The sequence below is a fragment of the Blautia sp. JLR.GB0024 genome (assembly GCF_037000545.1).
GTDB lineage: Bacteria > Bacillota > Clostridia > Lachnospirales > Lachnospiraceae > Blautia > Blautia celeris.
Map to the genome: position 1 here is coordinate 101,961 of NZ_JBANBF010000005.1, position 16,666 is coordinate 118,626.

General features: G+C 47.5%; 13 protein-coding genes. 6 read left to right on the forward strand and 7 right to left on the reverse strand.

The window, feature by feature from the left end:
- Window positions 1-48: 48 nt before the first annotated feature.
- Entirely contained in the window at window positions 49-321 is a 273-nt protein-coding gene (locus V8Q34_RS13580) for a DUF1294 domain-containing protein (RefSeq protein ID WP_256129550.1), read from the reverse strand.
- Entirely contained in the window at window positions 318-1,331 is a 1,014-nt protein-coding gene (locus V8Q34_RS13585) for an asparaginase (RefSeq protein WP_054351514.1), read from the reverse strand. The genes V8Q34_RS13580 and V8Q34_RS13585 overlap by 4 nt, the downstream gene beginning before the upstream one ends.
- Window positions 1,332-1,630: 299 nt before the next feature.
- Here V8Q34_RS13585 and aroC point away from each other — a divergent pair, with 299 nt between their 5' ends.
- The 3 genes from aroC to V8Q34_RS13600 all read left to right on the forward strand — a co-directional run bounded on the left by aroC (window position 1,631) and on the right by V8Q34_RS13600 (window position 5,855).
- Window positions 1,631-2,737: a chorismate synthase gene (gene aroC, locus V8Q34_RS13590; RefSeq protein ID WP_033139823.1), complete on the forward strand. Its 1,107-nt coding sequence runs from the start codon at window positions 1,631-1,633 to the stop codon at window positions 2,735-2,737.
- 114 nt (window positions 2,738-2,851) lie between these two features.
- The gene (locus V8Q34_RS13595; protein WP_033139824.1) at window positions 2,852-3,565 is read left to right on the forward strand and encodes a response regulator transcription factor; all 714 of its coding nucleotides are present in this window, start codon (window positions 2,852-2,854) and stop codon (window positions 3,563-3,565) included.
- Window positions 3,537-5,855, forward strand: a complete 2,319-nt coding sequence (locus V8Q34_RS13600; RefSeq protein ID WP_054351513.1) for a sensor histidine kinase — start codon at window positions 3,537-3,539, stop codon at window positions 5,853-5,855. Before V8Q34_RS13595 ends, V8Q34_RS13600 begins: the two co-directional genes overlap by 29 nt.
- A 54-nt stretch (window positions 5,856-5,909) precedes the next feature.
- Here V8Q34_RS13600 and V8Q34_RS13605 read toward each other — a convergent pair whose 3' ends face one another.
- From V8Q34_RS13605 to V8Q34_RS13620, 4 genes are all read right to left on the reverse strand, one after another.
- Window positions 5,910-8,078, reverse strand: a complete 2,169-nt coding sequence (locus V8Q34_RS13605) for a glycoside hydrolase family 2 protein (protein WP_335835684.1) — start codon at window positions 8,076-8,078, stop codon at window positions 5,910-5,912.
- 20 nt (window positions 8,079-8,098) lie between these two features.
- The gene (locus V8Q34_RS13610) at window positions 8,099-8,941 is read right to left on the reverse strand and encodes a carbohydrate ABC transporter permease (RefSeq protein WP_103731011.1); all 843 of its coding nucleotides are present in this window, start codon (window positions 8,939-8,941) and stop codon (window positions 8,099-8,101) included.
- Window positions 8,938-9,810: a carbohydrate ABC transporter permease gene (locus tag V8Q34_RS13615; protein WP_033139828.1), complete on the reverse strand. Its 873-nt coding sequence runs from the start codon at window positions 9,808-9,810 to the stop codon at window positions 8,938-8,940. Before V8Q34_RS13615 ends, V8Q34_RS13610 begins: the two co-directional genes overlap by 4 nt.
- A gap of 66 nt (window positions 9,811-9,876) precedes the next feature.
- Window positions 9,877-11,232 carry an ABC transporter substrate-binding protein gene (locus tag V8Q34_RS13620; RefSeq protein ID WP_227245689.1) on the reverse strand — a complete coding sequence of 452 codons (1,356 nt, stop codon included), beginning with the start codon at window positions 11,230-11,232 and terminating at the stop codon, window positions 9,877-9,879.
- A gap of 326 nt (window positions 11,233-11,558) precedes the next feature.
- Between V8Q34_RS13620 and V8Q34_RS13625 the strand changes: the two genes are divergently transcribed.
- From V8Q34_RS13625 to V8Q34_RS13635, 3 genes are all read left to right on the forward strand, one after another.
- Entirely contained in the window at window positions 11,559-13,370 is a 1,812-nt protein-coding gene (locus V8Q34_RS13625; protein WP_335835685.1) for a cache domain-containing sensor histidine kinase, read from the forward strand.
- A complete protein-coding gene (locus V8Q34_RS13630) occupies window positions 13,348-14,943 on the forward strand; it encodes a response regulator transcription factor (protein ID WP_244806844.1) in 1,596 nt (531 codons plus the stop codon). The genes V8Q34_RS13625 and V8Q34_RS13630 overlap by 23 nt, the downstream gene beginning before the upstream one ends.
- A 197-nt stretch (window positions 14,944-15,140) precedes the next feature.
- Window positions 15,141-16,049 (forward strand): AEC family transporter, encoded by a 909-nt coding sequence (locus tag V8Q34_RS13635; protein ID WP_227245693.1) that lies wholly within the window; start codon window positions 15,141-15,143, stop codon window positions 16,047-16,049.
- A gap of 59 nt (window positions 16,050-16,108) precedes the next feature.
- On the opposite strand, the gene V8Q34_RS13640 is transcribed toward V8Q34_RS13635, so the two are convergent.
- A complete protein-coding gene (locus tag V8Q34_RS13640; RefSeq protein WP_103731021.1) occupies window positions 16,109-16,627 on the reverse strand; it encodes a cysteine hydrolase family protein in 519 nt (172 codons plus the stop codon).
- Between the last annotated feature and the right edge of the window lie 39 nt (window positions 16,628-16,666).

The following is a 16,666-nucleotide window of genomic DNA, read 5'->3' on the forward strand; positions in this document are numbered from 1 at the left end:
TATGATGTACCCTGCCGCTGCCCGGAGAACTTTCCTTCCATCTCCGTGTCATCTGCTGTACCACAGCCATCCCGCCGCAAGCAGGACCTGGACAGCCAGGATAAGTGGCAGGCCCAGCCTGAATTTTTTGTGCAGGGTCTTATGCCGGAAGAAATCCATGCCGCAGACAGCTCCCACAGAACCGCCAAGTACGGCCAAAAGCAGGAGCGTGGACTCGGGTATCCGGTACTTTTTATGTTTTGCCTTCCACTTGTCCATACCAAACATGGCAAAAGACACCACGTTTATGACAAGCAGCCAGGCGGCTATGAATTTTATCATTCCATCTCTTTCTCAGGTATTTTGATCTCACCTGCCAGATTTTTATAGAACATCTCCTCGATTTTCTTTCTTTCCCAGTGTTTGCCCAGTATCCACATAACCTTGGTGACAATGGCCTCTGTGCTCATATCATATCCCTGGAAAGCACCGGCCTTGAGAGCCGCTTTGCCGGTCTCATATACGGAAAGGTTGCTGCCCTCATAAGGACACTGGCTTTTCACTACAACAATCATTCCCTTGTCGATCACCAGGCGCAGCTCGTCCAGCACCTCGGAGGACAGAGTGGGAATCCCTCCCATTCCAAATGCCTCTATGATCAGTCCCCGGTACCCCTGTTCATACAGAAACTGAAAAATCTTACCGTCAAATCCCGGTACCAGCTTGATGAGAAAGACCTTCTTCTCCAGCCTCCGCTCCAGAACGCAGGGGCCTGACGGGGCCGGAATGATATTTTTATAGATTTCCAGTCCCCTGGAATCCACCTCACCCACATAGGGATAATTGATACTCTCAAAAGCGTGGAAACTTCTCGTGCGCATCTTGCTGGCCCTGGTCCCCAGCATGATTTTTCTGTCAAATGCCAAAAATACGCCGGGCATGCCGCTGCCTGCCATATGGATAGCACATCTGCAGTTCTCCACCGCATCCGCCAGAGGATTTGTAATGGAGAGCTGGCTTCCGGTGATAACTACCGGAATAGGGATATTCAGCAGCATAAAGGACAGCACAGAGGAGGTGTAAGCCATGGTGTCCGTGCCGTGGAAGATGACGATCCCGTCGTATTCCTTATATTTTTCATAGACGGCCTCTGCCATGGCCTGCCAGTTCTCCGGCTGGATGTTGGCGCTGTCAAGCTGGAACAGTTCGTAGAAATCCACCTCATAAAGGCTTGTGATATCAGAGATATAGGACAGGATATCTTTGCTGTTCAATCCGGGCAGCAGGCCGTTTTCGCTGCTGACACAGGCCAGAGTTCCGCCTGTTGTTATTATCAGTATTTTCTTTTTCATTCGTCTTTTCCTCTTATTTTTTACTGTCCCCCCGGCCACGGGGATATATACATCCCAAAGCAGGATGGAAACCCGGCGGCCAAGGGGAATACTGCCTCAGGAATTTCATGTCTTCGGCCTGAAAACACCCCGCGGGGCAGTGATGTGGATAGCGGTCAATATATTTCAGTGTAACGTAACAACAAGCAGTTTTCAATGGATTTTATATAAAAACCATGCTAATATAGGAAAATAAAGATAAACTTATTACATTCACAACAGGAAATATCAGAAAGAATTCAGAAAACGAGGTGTATAGTATGTATGGTTCCACATTCGGAAATATATTGAAAATATCGACCTGGGGAGAATCCCATGGTGCGGGGATCGGCGTTGTCATTGACGGCTGTCCCGCAGGACTTCTGCTCTCCGCGGAAGACATTCAGGCTTACCTGGACCGCAGAAAACCGGGCCAGTCACGTTTTACCACCCAGAGAAAGGAAGCGGACGAGGTAGAAATCCTCTCCGGCATTTTTGAGGGGAAGACCACAGGCACCCCCATCTCTCTCATGGTCCGCAACACAGATCAGCGCTCCCACGATTACAGTGAGATCGCCAACTATTACCGCCCCGGACATGCGGACAGAAATTATGATATCAAATACGGATTCCGGGACTACCGGGGCGGCGGACGCTCTTCCGGGCGTGAGACCATCGGACGTGTGGCGGCAGGTGCCGTGGCCGCCAAAATACTTGCAGAGCTGGGCGTGGAGATCACCGCCTACACCCTCTCCATCGGCCCTGTCACCATTGACAAGAGCAGATTCGACAAGGAGGAGATGGGACGCAATGCCCTCTATATGCCGGACGCAGAAGCCGCGAAGAAAGCCCAGGCATATCTGGAAGGCTGTATGAAGGAGAAAAATTCCTCCGGCGGTATGGTGGAATGTGTCATTAAAGGTGTCCCCGCAGGTATCGGAGAGCCTGCCTTTGAAAAGCTGGACGCCAATCTGGCGAAAGCCGTCTTTTCCATCGGTGCAGTAAAATCTTTTGAAGTGGGGGCCGGCATCGCTGCCGCCTCCTCAGATGGTTTACATAATAACGATGCATACCGCATGGACGAAGAGGGAAATGTAAAGAAAAAGACAAATCATTCCGGCGGTATCACCGGAGGGATCAGTGACGGCGCGCCAATCCTTATACGCGCTGCCTTCAAGCCAACCCCTTCCGTGGCTGCGGTCCAGGAGACTGTGAACCGCCAGGGAGAGAATATTGAAATATCCATCAAGGGCCGCCATGATCCCATTATTGTACCGAGGGCTGTTGTAGTGGTGGAATCCATGGCTGCCCTTGTGGTGCTGGATGCCATGCTGGGCAGTATGACCACACGCATGGATGCGGTCAAAGGTTTCTTTAAAAATCTTTAGAATTTTTTTCGATTTATACCACGTCACTTTTTAATTTTGATTCCTATACTCAGTATAGTAACAGCAGGAGGACCGCAGCGTAAGCGGCCTTCTGAACACAGGAGAAGAGATACCATGGAAATGAATCACATTTTAATCGTAGAAGACGACAAGGACATCCGGGAGGCAGTTGCCATTTATCTGAAAAGCCAGGGATATGAAGTATTTCAGGCAGGCGACGGCGTAGAAGGGCTGGAGATGCTGGAGCGGGAAGAGATCCATCTCGCAATTGTGGATATCATGATGCCCCGCATGGACGGTATCACCATGACCATGAAACTCAGGGAAAAACACGATTTCCCGGTTATCATGCTCTCAGCCAAATCCGAGGAGGTGGATAAGGTTATGGGGCTGAACATCGGCGCCGATGACTATGTCACCAAACCATTTACCCCAATGGAGCTTATGGCAAGGGTGAACTCTCAAATGCGTCGGTACAAAAGATTCATGGAAAAACTGCAGCAGAAAGAACAGGAAAACACAGATACCATTTACACCATGGGCGGGCTCGAGCTGAACGAGAGTACCTTCGAGGTGCGGGTAGACGGAGCCCCTGTAAAAATGACCCCCATGGAATTCAAAATTCTCCTTCTGTTAATCAAAAATCCTGGAAGGGTATTCTCCGCGGATGAAATTTATGAACGTGTGTGGAATGAGCGTGCTGTGAACACAGAGACGGTCATGGTGCATGTCCGCAACATCCGTGAAAAGATTGAGATCAACCCTAAGGAGCCAAAATATTTAAAGGTGGTGTGGGGAGTTGGATATAAAATTGAAAAATTCTCGTAAACTTGCAGTCGTGCTGGTGATCCTCGTCATATTGCTGCCTTCACTGGCTATGATGATCATCCGCCCGCACTATATCAAAGGCCAGGGTAATTCTGAGCCGAATTTCAACACTTCCAGCTTCATGAGCACACTTGTGCAATCCAATTATGTGCTCTATGCGGAAGAAAAACAGAGGGAAAACCAGGCGGCCATGATTCCGTTTGACATCTTTTTCCCTTCTGCAATAAACGACAAACAGACAAAAGAGAACGAAGAGGACAAAAATTCAGGTTCCAAGTCCAATACTTCCTCCCGGGAAATATCAAAGGAGTCCCTGGACGAAGAGAATTTCCCCTCTTCCAAATACAAGAACAGCTACGGAGATGAATACGGAGGATACTCTTCAGAGGAAGCCATCATCGCATCCGCCAATGAGATTTCCAACTACTTCTCCAGATGGGAGCATAACTTCTCCACCCTGCGCTCTTATCTTCAGTATGAAGTGAGGGATGAAAACGGAAAAGTGATAGACTCCAACGCAACAGAGGAACTGGATCCGCTTCTCTCCCAGACAAAACCCGAGGCGCTGGATAAGAAATACGCTTTCGGCGCTATTGTCAAATATGATGAGAGCGGAAATGTATCGCAGGCAGAGTTTTTCTACGGAAAACCCGGCAACGCCACACAGCTTCTCAACGAACAGGTCCGTCAGAACCCATGTTCCAGCTTTGACGACCAATACGGCATGGATGCGCCTTTCCAGAAACCACAGGGCCGCACCTATATCTATCTGATGACAGCAGAAAATCTGGCATCCTTTATGGAAAGCTCAAACGGATATATGGAATACCTGGGCGTTGACACTTACCGCTCAACCGCCGATCTGTCCATTGTCTTCATTACTCTGCTGGGTCTGGTAGCCGCTGCAGCACTGCTTCTGCCGTTTATCAAACCGCTGCAGCTGGGAGACGAGAAAATATTCCAGGTACCTTTTGAACTGGTCTTCATAACAGCCAGCTTTGTTCTGGGATTTTCCCTTTCCATGTCCGTGAACGGCAATACCATGAGCAATGAACCAATTTACAATGTACTGCACAGCATCGGTGTACCCAAAGGGCTGGCCTCTGTGCTTCAGTATTTCTGGGGATTCATCGGGTGGGCGTTTATCTTTGCAGTGTGCTACTGGGCGGCAGGATGTATCAGAACCGTCTTTGTCATAGGACCGAAACGATACATCCAGGAACGGGTGATCATTTACCGCATCTGGCCCTGGGCAAAAGGCACGGTCAAAAACATTTACAACAGTATGCTCCATATCAATCTGAAAGATGATACCACAAAAGTTCTGATCAAAGTGGTACTGATCAACTTTATCATACTGGGATTTATCAGTCTGATGTGGGTCTGGGGCATCGGAGCACTGATTATTTACTCCCTTGCACTGTTCTTCCTTCTGAGGAAATACTGCAATGACCTGCAGAAACAGTATCACAGACTGCTGGACGCAACCAACCAGCTTGCCGAGGGCAACTTGAACGGTACGATTCCTGAGGAACTGGGCGTATTTGAACCGTTCCGCGGCGAGATCACCAAGATACAGAGCGGCTTCAAGAAGGCTGTGGACGAAGAGGTCAAGAGCCAGAAAATGAAAACGGACCTAATCACCAACGTATCGCATGACCTGAAGACGCCATTGACAGCCATCATCACTTATGTGGACCTTCTGAAGGATGAGAATCTGCCGGCCGAAGAGAGACGTCATTATATTGACGTTCTGGAACAAAAATCTACACGGCTGAAGCTGCTGATCGAGGATCTCTTTGAGATCAGCAAAGCGACCAGCAGAAATGTAACACTGAACATTATGGATGTGGACATTGTAAGTCTGATGCAGCAGGCAAAACTGGAGCTTCATGATAAGATTGAGGCATCCAACCTGTACTTCCGCTGGCGTCTGCCCGAGGATAAAGTAGTCCTTCCTCTTGACAGCCAGAAGACCTACCGTGTATTCGAGAACCTGCTGGTGAACATCACCAAGTACGCCATGCCGCGGACCCGGGTGTATGTGGATATGGAGAACGACGAGAAACGGGTACGCATTTCTATGAAGAATATCTCAGCCTCAGAGCTGACCTTCAACCCGTCGGAGATCACCGAACGGTTCGTCCGGGGTGATGCCTCCAGAAATACGGAGGGAAGCGGGCTGGGCCTGGCGATTGCCAAGAGCTTTGTGGAACTTCAGGGCGGAAGCCTGCAGATTATGGTGGATGCGGATCTGTTTACTGTGGAGATCGTGTTCCCGAAACCTTGATACAAATCACCCCGGTACTGCTCATAGACTGCAGTACCGGGGTTTCTTTTTTCCTTATGCCCAGTAGATTCTCATTCCTGTCTCATGGCTCATGCGCTCCGGATGCCCTTTGACCCTGGAGGATAATGCAAAGATATCTCTGTAGGAATTCTGCGCAATACAGTTTCCTTCATGATCCGTCATGCTGACATACAGATTCCACCTCTGCCCTTCCCCATATCCTTCCGGAAAATGGATGATCTCTCTGACGGAATCCGGCTCCATATGGATTTTTGCGGTATTCTGCTCCACCACTTGCCCGCTTTCCGTCTCTGTTATCACCCAGAAAACTTCGCAGTCCCCGTATTTTTTATCTGTATCGTTTACGGCATAGAGGCCATCCAGTGCATCTCTGTATTTTGCAAAAACACCTACCGGGCTGTTGCTCTCCAGCATGGCCTGAAGTCCTTTTTTCGGAATCCCCCACCAGTCGTACAGACCATAAAAGCTTTGGGGACACAAATCAATGAACATGAACTGCACATACCCGGAACACGGCGCATATTTCTGGATTCTGTAGTGTTCTGTATAGTATTTCAGCAGTTTATACTGATAATCCTGGATGGCAGGGATCTCCTTTTCGATACCTGCGAGACGTCTGTATACAGCCGGGACTTTTTTCAGGCTTTCTGCACAGGCAGGCGCATCAAATCCATACTCTGTATTCAGCTTCTCCGTTGTCCCATAGATTTCCCTGTACTCGCCCCCGCTGAGTGATCCCAGATAATTGTGGCTGTCCCCGCTGAAAATGTCCTCATCGCAGAAAGAACCCTTGATGATGGGACGGTCAGGGTCCATCTCCTGCAGTTCCCGGTAAAGCCTCGGCCCCGGATTTTCCTCCATGAATCTTCTCCTGGTGTCCCCATCCGGGTCCACACAGCCGGGTTCATTCATGCCGATCCAGCAGATAATGGAGGGATGGCGCATCAGCATCCTGACGTTTTCCTTGTAAATGCCGATGAACTTCTCTGCCCACTCATCTGTAGATGGGTGCGTCCAGTTATACTCTGAATCCTGGATGACCGCAATGCCCATTTTGTCGCACAGGTCATAAAACATATCCTGTTCCACATGGACATGAACCCTCACAAGATTAAAGCCTGCTGCCCTGATGTTAAGCAGGTCCCGGTAATACCGCTCCTCTGTCATGGCAGAAATATAGCAGTCAGGAAAATAAGAGGTTCCACGGACAAAAAAATCCCTGCCGTTCAGACGGAAACGTGTGATCTCTTTCGTCCGCACGATCACTGTTTTCCGGAATGCAAAAACAGACTCTTTTCCGCATACCCTGCTGCCGTCTCTCTCAATCCAAACTTCCGCGGTATACATCCACGGCTGGCCGTGATCCCAGGTGTTCCAGAGAAGAATATCCTCCATATTGACGAAACACGTCCTCTCCTCCTCACCGGCCTCCGCTGTAAAATCCAAAACCGCTTCACTCTTACAGATTCCGGATCTCTCATCCCTTATCTTCAGTACCATCCTGTACTTGGCACCGGGTGTAAGTCCTGCAAGTGCCGCCTTTGCCTTTACCAGTGCGCTGTCCATGTCTTCGGAAAGCTCATAGGATATCTCCGGCCGATGCTCCATGAACTCCTGTTCGGTCATTATGAGTTCCACCCTGCCGTAAATCCCCACAGGGTTCACATCGCGCTGTATGAATGTATCTGAATGCTCATAGGTTCCCTTCACCATTCTGCGCTTCACAAGAATGGTCCTGGAATCCTCTCTCTTCTTCTCCACTTCATCGTCCCAGGGAGAACTCACCTTAACGATGAGAAGATTCTTCTCTCCCGGTTTTACAATGTCTGTGATATCAAAGGAAAACGGCGCGGAATATCCCTCATGTTCCCCTGCAAACTGTCCGTTCACCCACACTTTGCAGTAGTAATCCACGTTGGTAAACCTCAGCCGAATCCTCTGCTGATCTCCTTTTGGTAAGTCAAATTCATGCCGGTACCACCAGGGAGCCTGGTTAAAATATCTGAGTTCCCTTCCGAAATAAGGCTGGCCGGCAAACAAAAGCTGCAGATGTTTTAACCCGCTTAGTTTTTCCCATTCCGAGATCTGGGGGCCCATCTCCGTAAAAGCTTCTCTGTCTGTATACAGGCCCAGCTCTTCCCCCGTATCATGTACATCCTGGAGAATATACCAGCCATCCTCCAGATTCTTTACTGTCTCCATATCCTGCATCCTCCTTTGTATCAGCTCTTCACTGCGCCTGCAGCCATACCCTCTATGATATTTTTATTCAATATAAAATAAACAATCAGTGTCGGAAGAATAGAAATGACAATGGCGGCAAATGTGCTGCCCCAGTCCACTCGTCCGAACTGCCCCACAAAATCGTTCAAACCGATGGGAAGTGTCTTCATCTCCGACGAAGATATGAATGTATTGGCATATGTAAATTCATTCCACACAAAAACAAAATTGTAAGTGAGCACCGTCATGGTGGTATTCTTCGCCATGGGAACTACGATCTTCCAGAAAACAGTACCCATCCCTGCGCCGTCGATCACTGCTGCCTCCAGCAGGGAATCCGGCAGGAACTTAAAAAATCCCGTGTAGAGATAAATACACATAGGAAGCCCAAATCCCACCTGCGGCAGTACCAATGCCCAGTATGTATTCCTCAGCCCCAACGCATTGTAGATCTGGAACATGGGGATCAGACAGGCGAATATGGGAATCATCATTCCAAAAAGGAAAAATCCCATCAGCGCATCCGCATGTTTTATTTTCACCTTGCTGATCACAAAGGCCACAGGACAGCCCAGGACTACAATACCCAGCAGGGTCAGTACAGCAACGATGGTACTGTTTAAAAAGTATCTTGGGATTGCGGAGATTGTCAGAGCGCTTATATAGTTCCCCAGATAGAAGCTTGATGGGAGGGCGTATTGAGCGGTGTATGTCATCTCCTCCGATGTTTTCAGGCTGGAACAGATCACCCAGAAAATAGGATATATCTGTATCATTACTATGATAAGCACTATAAAATAAAAAATACCTCTTACAGCCTTGCTTTTCCCTGCATGTGTCATTCTGATTCCTCCCCCTTCGCAGTCCCCAGCAGTCTCTGGATAACGAATACCGCCGCCAGACATTCCACCACAAGAAATACCGCCAGGGTACTGCCATATCCAAAGTCAGCAGAGTTAAACGCTGTTTTGTACATATAGGTCGCTACCATTTCCGTCGATTTTGATTTATTATCCAGTATATAGAAGACATCAAAGGTCTTCAAACATCCATTGATCAGCATCACCACTACAATACTGAAAATATTCTTTATCAAAGGCAGTTTGATATATCTGTACTGCTGGATGAGACTGCACCCGTCCATAATGGATGCTTCCAGTACATCCTTGGAAATGGATACAAAGGCAGAATAAAATATGATCATATACAAACCGCAGTATTTGTACCCGTCAATCAGTGTTATAGTGACAAGGGCAGTCTTTGAATTTGCCAGAAGGGCAATGGGGTCCATTCCCATTTTCTCCATCAGATAACAGACCAGGCCCTGTGGCTGTGCGGAAAGCATCTTGGAAAATATCTGACAGATTGCCATGGACGATATGATACAGGGTATAAAATAAATGACACGCAGCACATTGGACCCCTTGATGATATGGGATAACAAAATTGCCAGGAACAGACCCGCAAGAAGCTGGAACGAACTTCCCAATAGTACAAATTTCAGGTTATTCACTACAGCCGATTTAAACGTCCCATCAGAAAACATCCTTACATAATTGGCAAGACCTACAAATTCCATATCTTTAATGCCGTTCCAGGAAAAAAAACTATAACCCACAGACCACAGAATAGGAATGATCACCGTAAGAAAATATACGAAAAAAGCCGGAAGTACAAAAAGCGCAGGCTGTATTTTATTTCTGGGTTTCATCTATACTCCTCTCCTTCCTGAGTGATAAGGGTCCGGTCTCCCCTACAGGTTCCGGACCCTTCCTTTTTATTCCACATCAAAATAGTCCGGCGCATACTGCGCTACCGCTTCATCCATTCTCTGACAAAATTCTTCTGGAGTGGATTCGCCCATACCCAGATTAGCCAGTTCTTTTCTGTAAACTTCGTTTGTGGATGGGTCCAGACGGACATCCCAGCACTGAGCAAAGGTGCCGCAGTTTTCCAGATCCTTCAGAATCTGCTGTGTCAGTTCCGGAAGTTTATCCGGGTCACTAGGCATCATGGACGGCAGCATATCAAATTCATACATAGCCATATCCGCGAAATTGTCCCATACAAATTTAATGAAATCCTTCATAGCCGGAGTCATGGAATCTTTCAATACCGCAGTTCCGATGCCGCAGTTGGCATAATAGTCATTCTCTGTTGTCGCATCTTTATCACTGTCTATTGGAAGCTTGAATGTAGAAATATCATCTTTTAATTCTTTATTCTCATCCACAAGATCCGGAGTATCCCACGTCCCTGTGTATAACATGGCAGCACCTTTATTCAAAAACAGGTCCATCTGTGCTGTGGCATCCGAATTTGTCCAGCCTTCGCTGAAATACTGCGAGATCTGCTGTGTATATTCTGCTGTGGCGATACCCACCTCTGAATCAAACTTTTCTTTACCCATTCTGGCATTATCAATAAATTCATTCCCTGCCATACGGAATGCCTTAAATGCCGGATATCGCATGATCATATCATAGTTGCCGGCTGAGATTGGTGTGTACCCGGCTACTTTCAGCTTTTCACATGCTTCAAGCAGTTCTGTCAGGGTCTTGGGCGTCTCTGTGATTCCGGCATCCTCGAACATTTCGGTATGATACCAGAAATACTCCACATTTCCCTGCCAGGTCATCAGATAATTACTTCCGTCGCTCAGTTTCGGATAATCCAGTGCAATGTCAAAGAACTTATCCTTTAATCCCAGTTCGTCATATAGGTCATCTATGCTGTAGATAATTCCCTTTTTGCAGATACCTTCAAAAAAGGCCTCCGGGTCCGCATCAAACCAATCCGGCAGTTCGTTGCTGGATGCCAGAATTTTTATTTTCTGGAGATAGGTTGCCCTGTCCGCTATGGATTCTACATTAAATTCAAAACCGGGATGATCCTCCTTATACATCTCCGCAATCTTCTTCAGTGTCTTAAGAGCTGCATCTGTCTCACCTCTTGCACTGACGTAATTGATCACCAGATCTTCTGAGTCAGTATTATCACCGGATTCCTTTTCCTGCGTCTTCTGTGTATTTTCTTCCTTTTTATCACCGGTTCCCCCATTGCCTCCGCATCCGACTGCCGTTACACACATGACTGCAGCTAAACCTGCAGCTGCCAGCTTCTTCAGTTTCATCCTTTTTTCCTCCTTTAAATTTGCCTTATCATCATGACGTCCTGAGATTCGGTTTTTTCTGTTTTTTGTTTGTAGATTCATTATAGAAAATTTTTTCGACAAAATATATGGAAAATTTTAAGTACACTTGGAATATTTTCCTATAGTTCTCAGATTGCTTGTGACATAAATCCGATTATTGTATAATAACTTGTAGCCAGACGGCAATTCTACGCATCTAATGTGCTGGCTGTAAGAAAAGATTCTGAAGCCAGGTAGAAGTCCTATTGCCAAAGTGGCTGTGAAAATATTCATATGAAACCAATGGAGAAAAAAAGGAGCTTTCTATGAACAGGATAAAACACTCTGTATTCTACATTTTTTCAACTTTTCCTATTAAACACCGGCTGCTGATCACCTACCTTTTTCTGAGTGGTTTTATATTAGTCATCACAGCAGTCGCATTTTATAACACTGCTAAAAATGCGCTGGTTGAACACGCTACCTTATCCAGCCAACAGCAGCTTACGATCATCACCAACAATCTAAGTGAAAAAATAGGCCATATTTCCGACTATGCCATTACCCTGTCCATCAACAGTGATATTGGTGAAACCCTGAAGGAAAACCCCACGGTACCTGAAAACGCACTGTCACGCTTTTTTGTAAATTCCACGCTCACCAAACAGGCACAAAGAATTATTGGTTTACATAAAAATATATCTAATTGGGATATTCTTGACACAGAAAACAATTGGTATCACAGCAGCACGGATATCACAGAAGAATTGACCCCTTGCCTGTCACCGGAATTTCTGCAGGTATTGCAGACGGATCCTTCCTTCCACTTTTTAGGTCCTTACACGATTGACGGCACACCAACATTCGCCGCCTTAAAACCAGTTACGGACATTGACACCACAAAGTATCTGGGCACCGTCGCCCTTCTGATCCAGGAATCCAGCATATCCTCCGCCTTCCGGGACCTGCCGGACAGTGATCTGCGGAATTTTTACATAACGGACTCTGATAACAGGATATTGTCCTCCTCAACATCCGAGGGAATCTATGAATCTTTTGCCTCCTATACGGGAATCAGCACCAAAGAGATGAAGAAACTGGAAGATACGAATATGGCAACCGCCTATATCCACGGAACAGAGACACTGCTCATCAGAAAGGAATATCCCGGGCTGGACTGGTATGTGGTGAACCTGATACCTCTGCAGAATCTTACCATGGAGCACAGGACTGTGCTGCAGACCATTGTTCTCATATGCGTACTGCTGTTCATCCTCTCCCTGTTCTTCTCCATGCTCTGCACAAGGACTGTGACAGCCCCCATCCAGCGCCTGGCCTCCAAGATGGAGACAGCTTCCATGGGCAACCTGGATATATCCGCAAGCTATCACTCCAACGATGAACTGGCAGTTCTGTACAAGCAGTTCAACCTTATGATGCAGCGCATACAGACTCTGATCGATCATGTATATGAAGAACAGAGCGCAAAACAGGAGATGGAGATCCGGCTGCTCCAATCCCAGATAAATCCCCATTTCCTGTACAATACACTGAGCACTATCAAATCCCTGATTGAACTGGAGATGAATGAGACCGCCGTAAAAGCAGTGGCCGCAATGTCTGTCTTCTACCGGAATTCCCTTTCAAAAGGACGGTTCATCATTCCTCTGAAGCAGGAACTGGAATTGACAGAGCAATACCTGTACATACAGAGCCTCCGCTATATGGAATATGTAGATTATGAGTTCAACCTGACAGCCACATTTCCCATGGACCAGATCGACATACCTAAGCTTACGCTCCAGCCTATTGTAGAAAATATATTTGTCCATGCCCTATCCACAGAAAAATGTCATATCTGCGTCAATATAACCGAGGATGACGCAAACGTAGCAATAACCATAACCGACAACGGAACCGGTATTCCCCCAGAAAAGCTGAAAGAGCTGCAGACATCCATTTATTCCGGCAGTGTGGATGGCAGATCCTTTGGCCTTCCCAACATTCACCACAGGATCATACTGTTGTACGGAATGAACTATGGCCTTACTATAACCAGCCGGGAGAAAGAATTTACCGCAGTCACAGTAACTCTGCCCAAAGGAGGAGCAAAAGATGAAGACCCTGATAATTGTTGATGATGAACTGTTTTTCCGCAAATCCATCTGCAGCCTCATCAAAAAACAGGAAAACTATGAGATTATCGGCGAAGCCAACAACGGAGCTTCCGGTGCTGAAATCATCCGGGAACTGAAGCCTGATATTGCCCTGGTGGACATTTCCATGCCTGTCATGGACGGCCTGGAGATGATCCGTTCCCTTGTTCCGGACTGCCGGACAAAATTCATCCTCTCCACAGGTTACAGCGACTTCGCCTATGCGAAGCAGGCCATTACTCTGGGGGTAAAGGAGTATCTTCTGAAGCCGGTGGACAACCGGGAACTTCTCGACTGTCTTGATAAACTGAGTCTGGAAATTGACAGCGAACGCCACAGACAGGATGTAATATCCGACTACTATCAGTCACGGAGCATCTACCAAAAACACATGGCTCTTAACTTCTTCAGCAAAGCCATATCAGGCGACTGCCAACCGGAGGAATTCGCCGTGCTGAAAAAGCAGGCAGAGCTGGAAGGCACAGACTGGTTCCTGGTACTCTCCCTGAAACTGAACAGCACCAATACCTCTGTGTGGAACTGGGAAACCGACCTGGCACTCTGTCATTCCATTATGGAAAATATCTGTACGGAAGTCCTTCACGGAACATATGAGCATCTTCTTTATGTGGATTACTCCCTTTCCCACCAGTATATTATCCTGGGGCTGAAGGATGGCTCCTGCCAGGTTCCCCGTCTGGAAGAACTGTGCGAACACCTGATAAAGCTGCTGAAGGATACGGTCCATATACCTGTGAGCATTTTCAGCGGAACACCGCAGCATGGTGCCCAGGGAATCAAAGCTTCCTATGAGGAGGCACTTTCTGCCCAGCATAACAGCAGCTATAAGAATCTCACGGTATTTAAGTATTACAGCCGGGAAGTCCTTTCCCAGGATATGGATATCACATCCGATATCTGCCGTGAACTTCTGCTTCTGCTGCGCAGAAAACAGGGGGAACAGGTGATCCAATACATCTGCAGCACCTTTGACAGAATGCAGGAGACGAACTGCCATATCCGCAAGACCCGGCTTACGGCTGCCTTATTTATCACAGTGCTGGATGATTTCATTACGGAATGCGGCTGTTCGGACATGGAATTTACAGAACTGCAGAATGCCCTGGATTCCTACCGTAACTGCGAAAATATTGACCAGCTCAAAAAGCTGATCACAGACACCTACATCTCCGCTTTAGAACGTTTCGGAAAAAATACGGAGTCCGGCAAGACTCACCTGATATCGGATATCCAGGATTATATTGGTCAGCACTACATGGACCCTGAATTAAGACTGGAAACCATTGCCGCCCATTTTTTCGTCAGTCCCCAGTACCTGAGCACACTGTTCAGCCAGGAAAGCCACAGTACACTGAGCAGCTACATCAATACTTTCCGAATGCACAGGGCCAAGGAATTTCTGCTGCAGCAGTCTCCTTCCATACAGAATACAGCGGCACTGTGTGGTTTTACGGATGCAGGGTATTTCAGCAAATGTTTTAAAAAATTTTACGGGATATCGCCTAAGAACTTTTTGGCACTCCGGTCCTCCTGAACATGCAGGGGAACTTCCGGCTGCCGGGCGCGGAGCAAACAGCGGCTATTTCTGTGTGAAAAACGGTTGGATATTGCCAAACCCTTTCTTTTGTGCTAATTTAAGTAGTATTGAAAAAGAAAGAGCAGCTTTTTTATGTACGGCCAGCGCAGCAAATGTGCAGGCCTGACCAAATAGCTGCGGGAAAGGACCCAAAAATGGCAGACATACTAACCAGGGCCGCTGCACTTATCTGCATGATTGCCCTGGCGTTTACATTGAAAAAGATACATATTTTGAAAAAAGAGGACTTCCGTGTGGTGTCCGCACTGGTGGTTAAGATCACACTGCCGTGTGCCATCATCAATAATTTCAGCCAGATGGATTTTGACACCTCTCTCTTTTTTCTGGTTCCCATTGGATTTTGCGGAACCTTCTTTCTGATCGGAACGGGATATTTTATGGCGAGAAAGAAAAGCCCGGATGAGAAGGCTTTTCAGATGATCAACCACTCAGGGTTCAACATCGGCACCTTTGCCATTCCCTATCTGCACAGCTTTGTAGGTCCCTCCGGGGTGATCGCCGCTTCCATGTTTGACATCGGCAATTCCCTGCTGTGCACAGGCGGAACCTATGCCTTGGCCTCCAGTGTGCAGAACCCGGATAACAGAACCACCATAGGCTCCCTGTTAAAAAAGACCTTTTCCTCCGTACCCACCCTGACCTACCTGCTCATGACACTTTTAAGCCTGCTGCATCTCAGGCTGCCGGGGGGCATACTCACCTTTGCGGGAATCGGGGCGGAGGCAAACGCATTCATGGCTATGACAATGCTGGGAATCGGCATGGAACTCACCTTAAACCGCAGACATTTTTCATCCATAACCCGTATCTTAAGTGTCCGCTACCTGGTGGCCCTCATATTCTCCCTTGCCGCCTGGTTTCTGCTTCCCTTTGACAGAGCCCTGAAAAAAACACTGGTCATCCTGCTCTTCTCACCGCTGGCATCCTTTGATCCGATCTTTACGGAAAAATGCGGGGGTGATGTGGGACTTTCCAGTGAAATCAATTCCATCAGTATTATTATCAGCATTGTGTGCATGACACTGCTTTTGATCATTTTGTAAAAAATAACGGTGAACATAGCTGCCTTCCGGGTACGCTGTGTTCACCGTTTTCATTTTCTCTATCCGACCTGAATCTGGCAGACCTTCATGGCCTCCAGTGCATTCTCATGGCTCTCTTTTGTAACTCCCGCGCAGCAGGACGCATCCACAGAGATCACTGCCTCGGGGAGCGCGGCTTTCAATATCATGGCATTGGAGATAATGCAGATATCTGTGCACAGACCCACAAGTTCAATCTCATCATACCCTTCTTTTCCTGCCAGATGCGCAAGAACCGTACTTCCAAATGTAGGCTTCTCCACCAGTCTGCATCCGGCTGCAAGCCTTCTCAGCTCCGGTATCAGCTCCCACCCTTCTGTATCCCTGATGCAGTGCGGAACGGGCAGATTCTTTCCCTCCTGGGTGTCCATGTAATTCTTCTCATGTGTATCAAGGGTGAACACCACCGTTTTCCCCATCGCCTTAGCTTCTTTGACCTTTTTAACCACATTTTCCACAATGGCTTTGGCTTCCGTTGTGCCCAGAGCACCGGTCACGAAATCAACCTGCATGTCAACCACCACTAATAACTGCTTCATTGTCCTCATCCTCCATTTCTCATATGATACCACAGAATA

Coding starts and splice junctions, on each gene's coding strand:
- V8Q34_RS13615 (WP_033139828.1), bottom strand. CDS start 9,810: ATGAAACCCAGAAATAAAATACAGCCTGCGCTTTTTGTACTTCCGGCT.
- aroC (WP_033139823.1), top strand. CDS start 1,631: ATGTATGGTTCCACATTCGGAAATATATTGAAAATATCGACCTGGGGA.
- V8Q34_RS13585 (WP_054351514.1), bottom strand. CDS start 1,331: ATGAAAAAGAAAATACTGATAATAACAACAGGCGGAACTCTGGCCTGT.
- V8Q34_RS13580 (WP_256129550.1), bottom strand. CDS start 321: ATGATAAAATTCATAGCCGCCTGGCTGCTTGTCATAAACGTGGTGTCT.
- V8Q34_RS13620 (WP_227245689.1), bottom strand. CDS start 11,232: ATGAAACTGAAGAAGCTGGCAGCTGCAGGTTTAGCTGCAGTCATGTGT.
- V8Q34_RS13625 (WP_335835685.1), top strand. CDS start 11,559: ATGAACAGGATAAAACACTCTGTATTCTACATTTTTTCAACTTTTCCT.
- V8Q34_RS13610 (WP_103731011.1), bottom strand. CDS start 8,941: ATGACACATGCAGGGAAAAGCAAGGCTGTAAGAGGTATTTTTTATTTT.
- V8Q34_RS13605 (WP_335835684.1), bottom strand. CDS start 8,078: ATGGAGACAGTAAAGAATCTGGAGGATGGCTGGTATATTCTCCAGGAT.
- V8Q34_RS13595 (WP_033139824.1), top strand. CDS start 2,852: ATGGAAATGAATCACATTTTAATCGTAGAAGACGACAAGGACATCCGG.
- V8Q34_RS13640 (WP_103731021.1), bottom strand. CDS start 16,627: ATGAAGCAGTTATTAGTGGTGGTTGACATGCAGGTTGATTTCGTGACC.
- V8Q34_RS13635 (WP_227245693.1), top strand. CDS start 15,141: ATGGCAGACATACTAACCAGGGCCGCTGCACTTATCTGCATGATTGCC.
- V8Q34_RS13630 (WP_244806844.1), top strand. CDS start 13,348: ATGAAGACCCTGATAATTGTTGATGATGAACTGTTTTTCCGCAAATCC.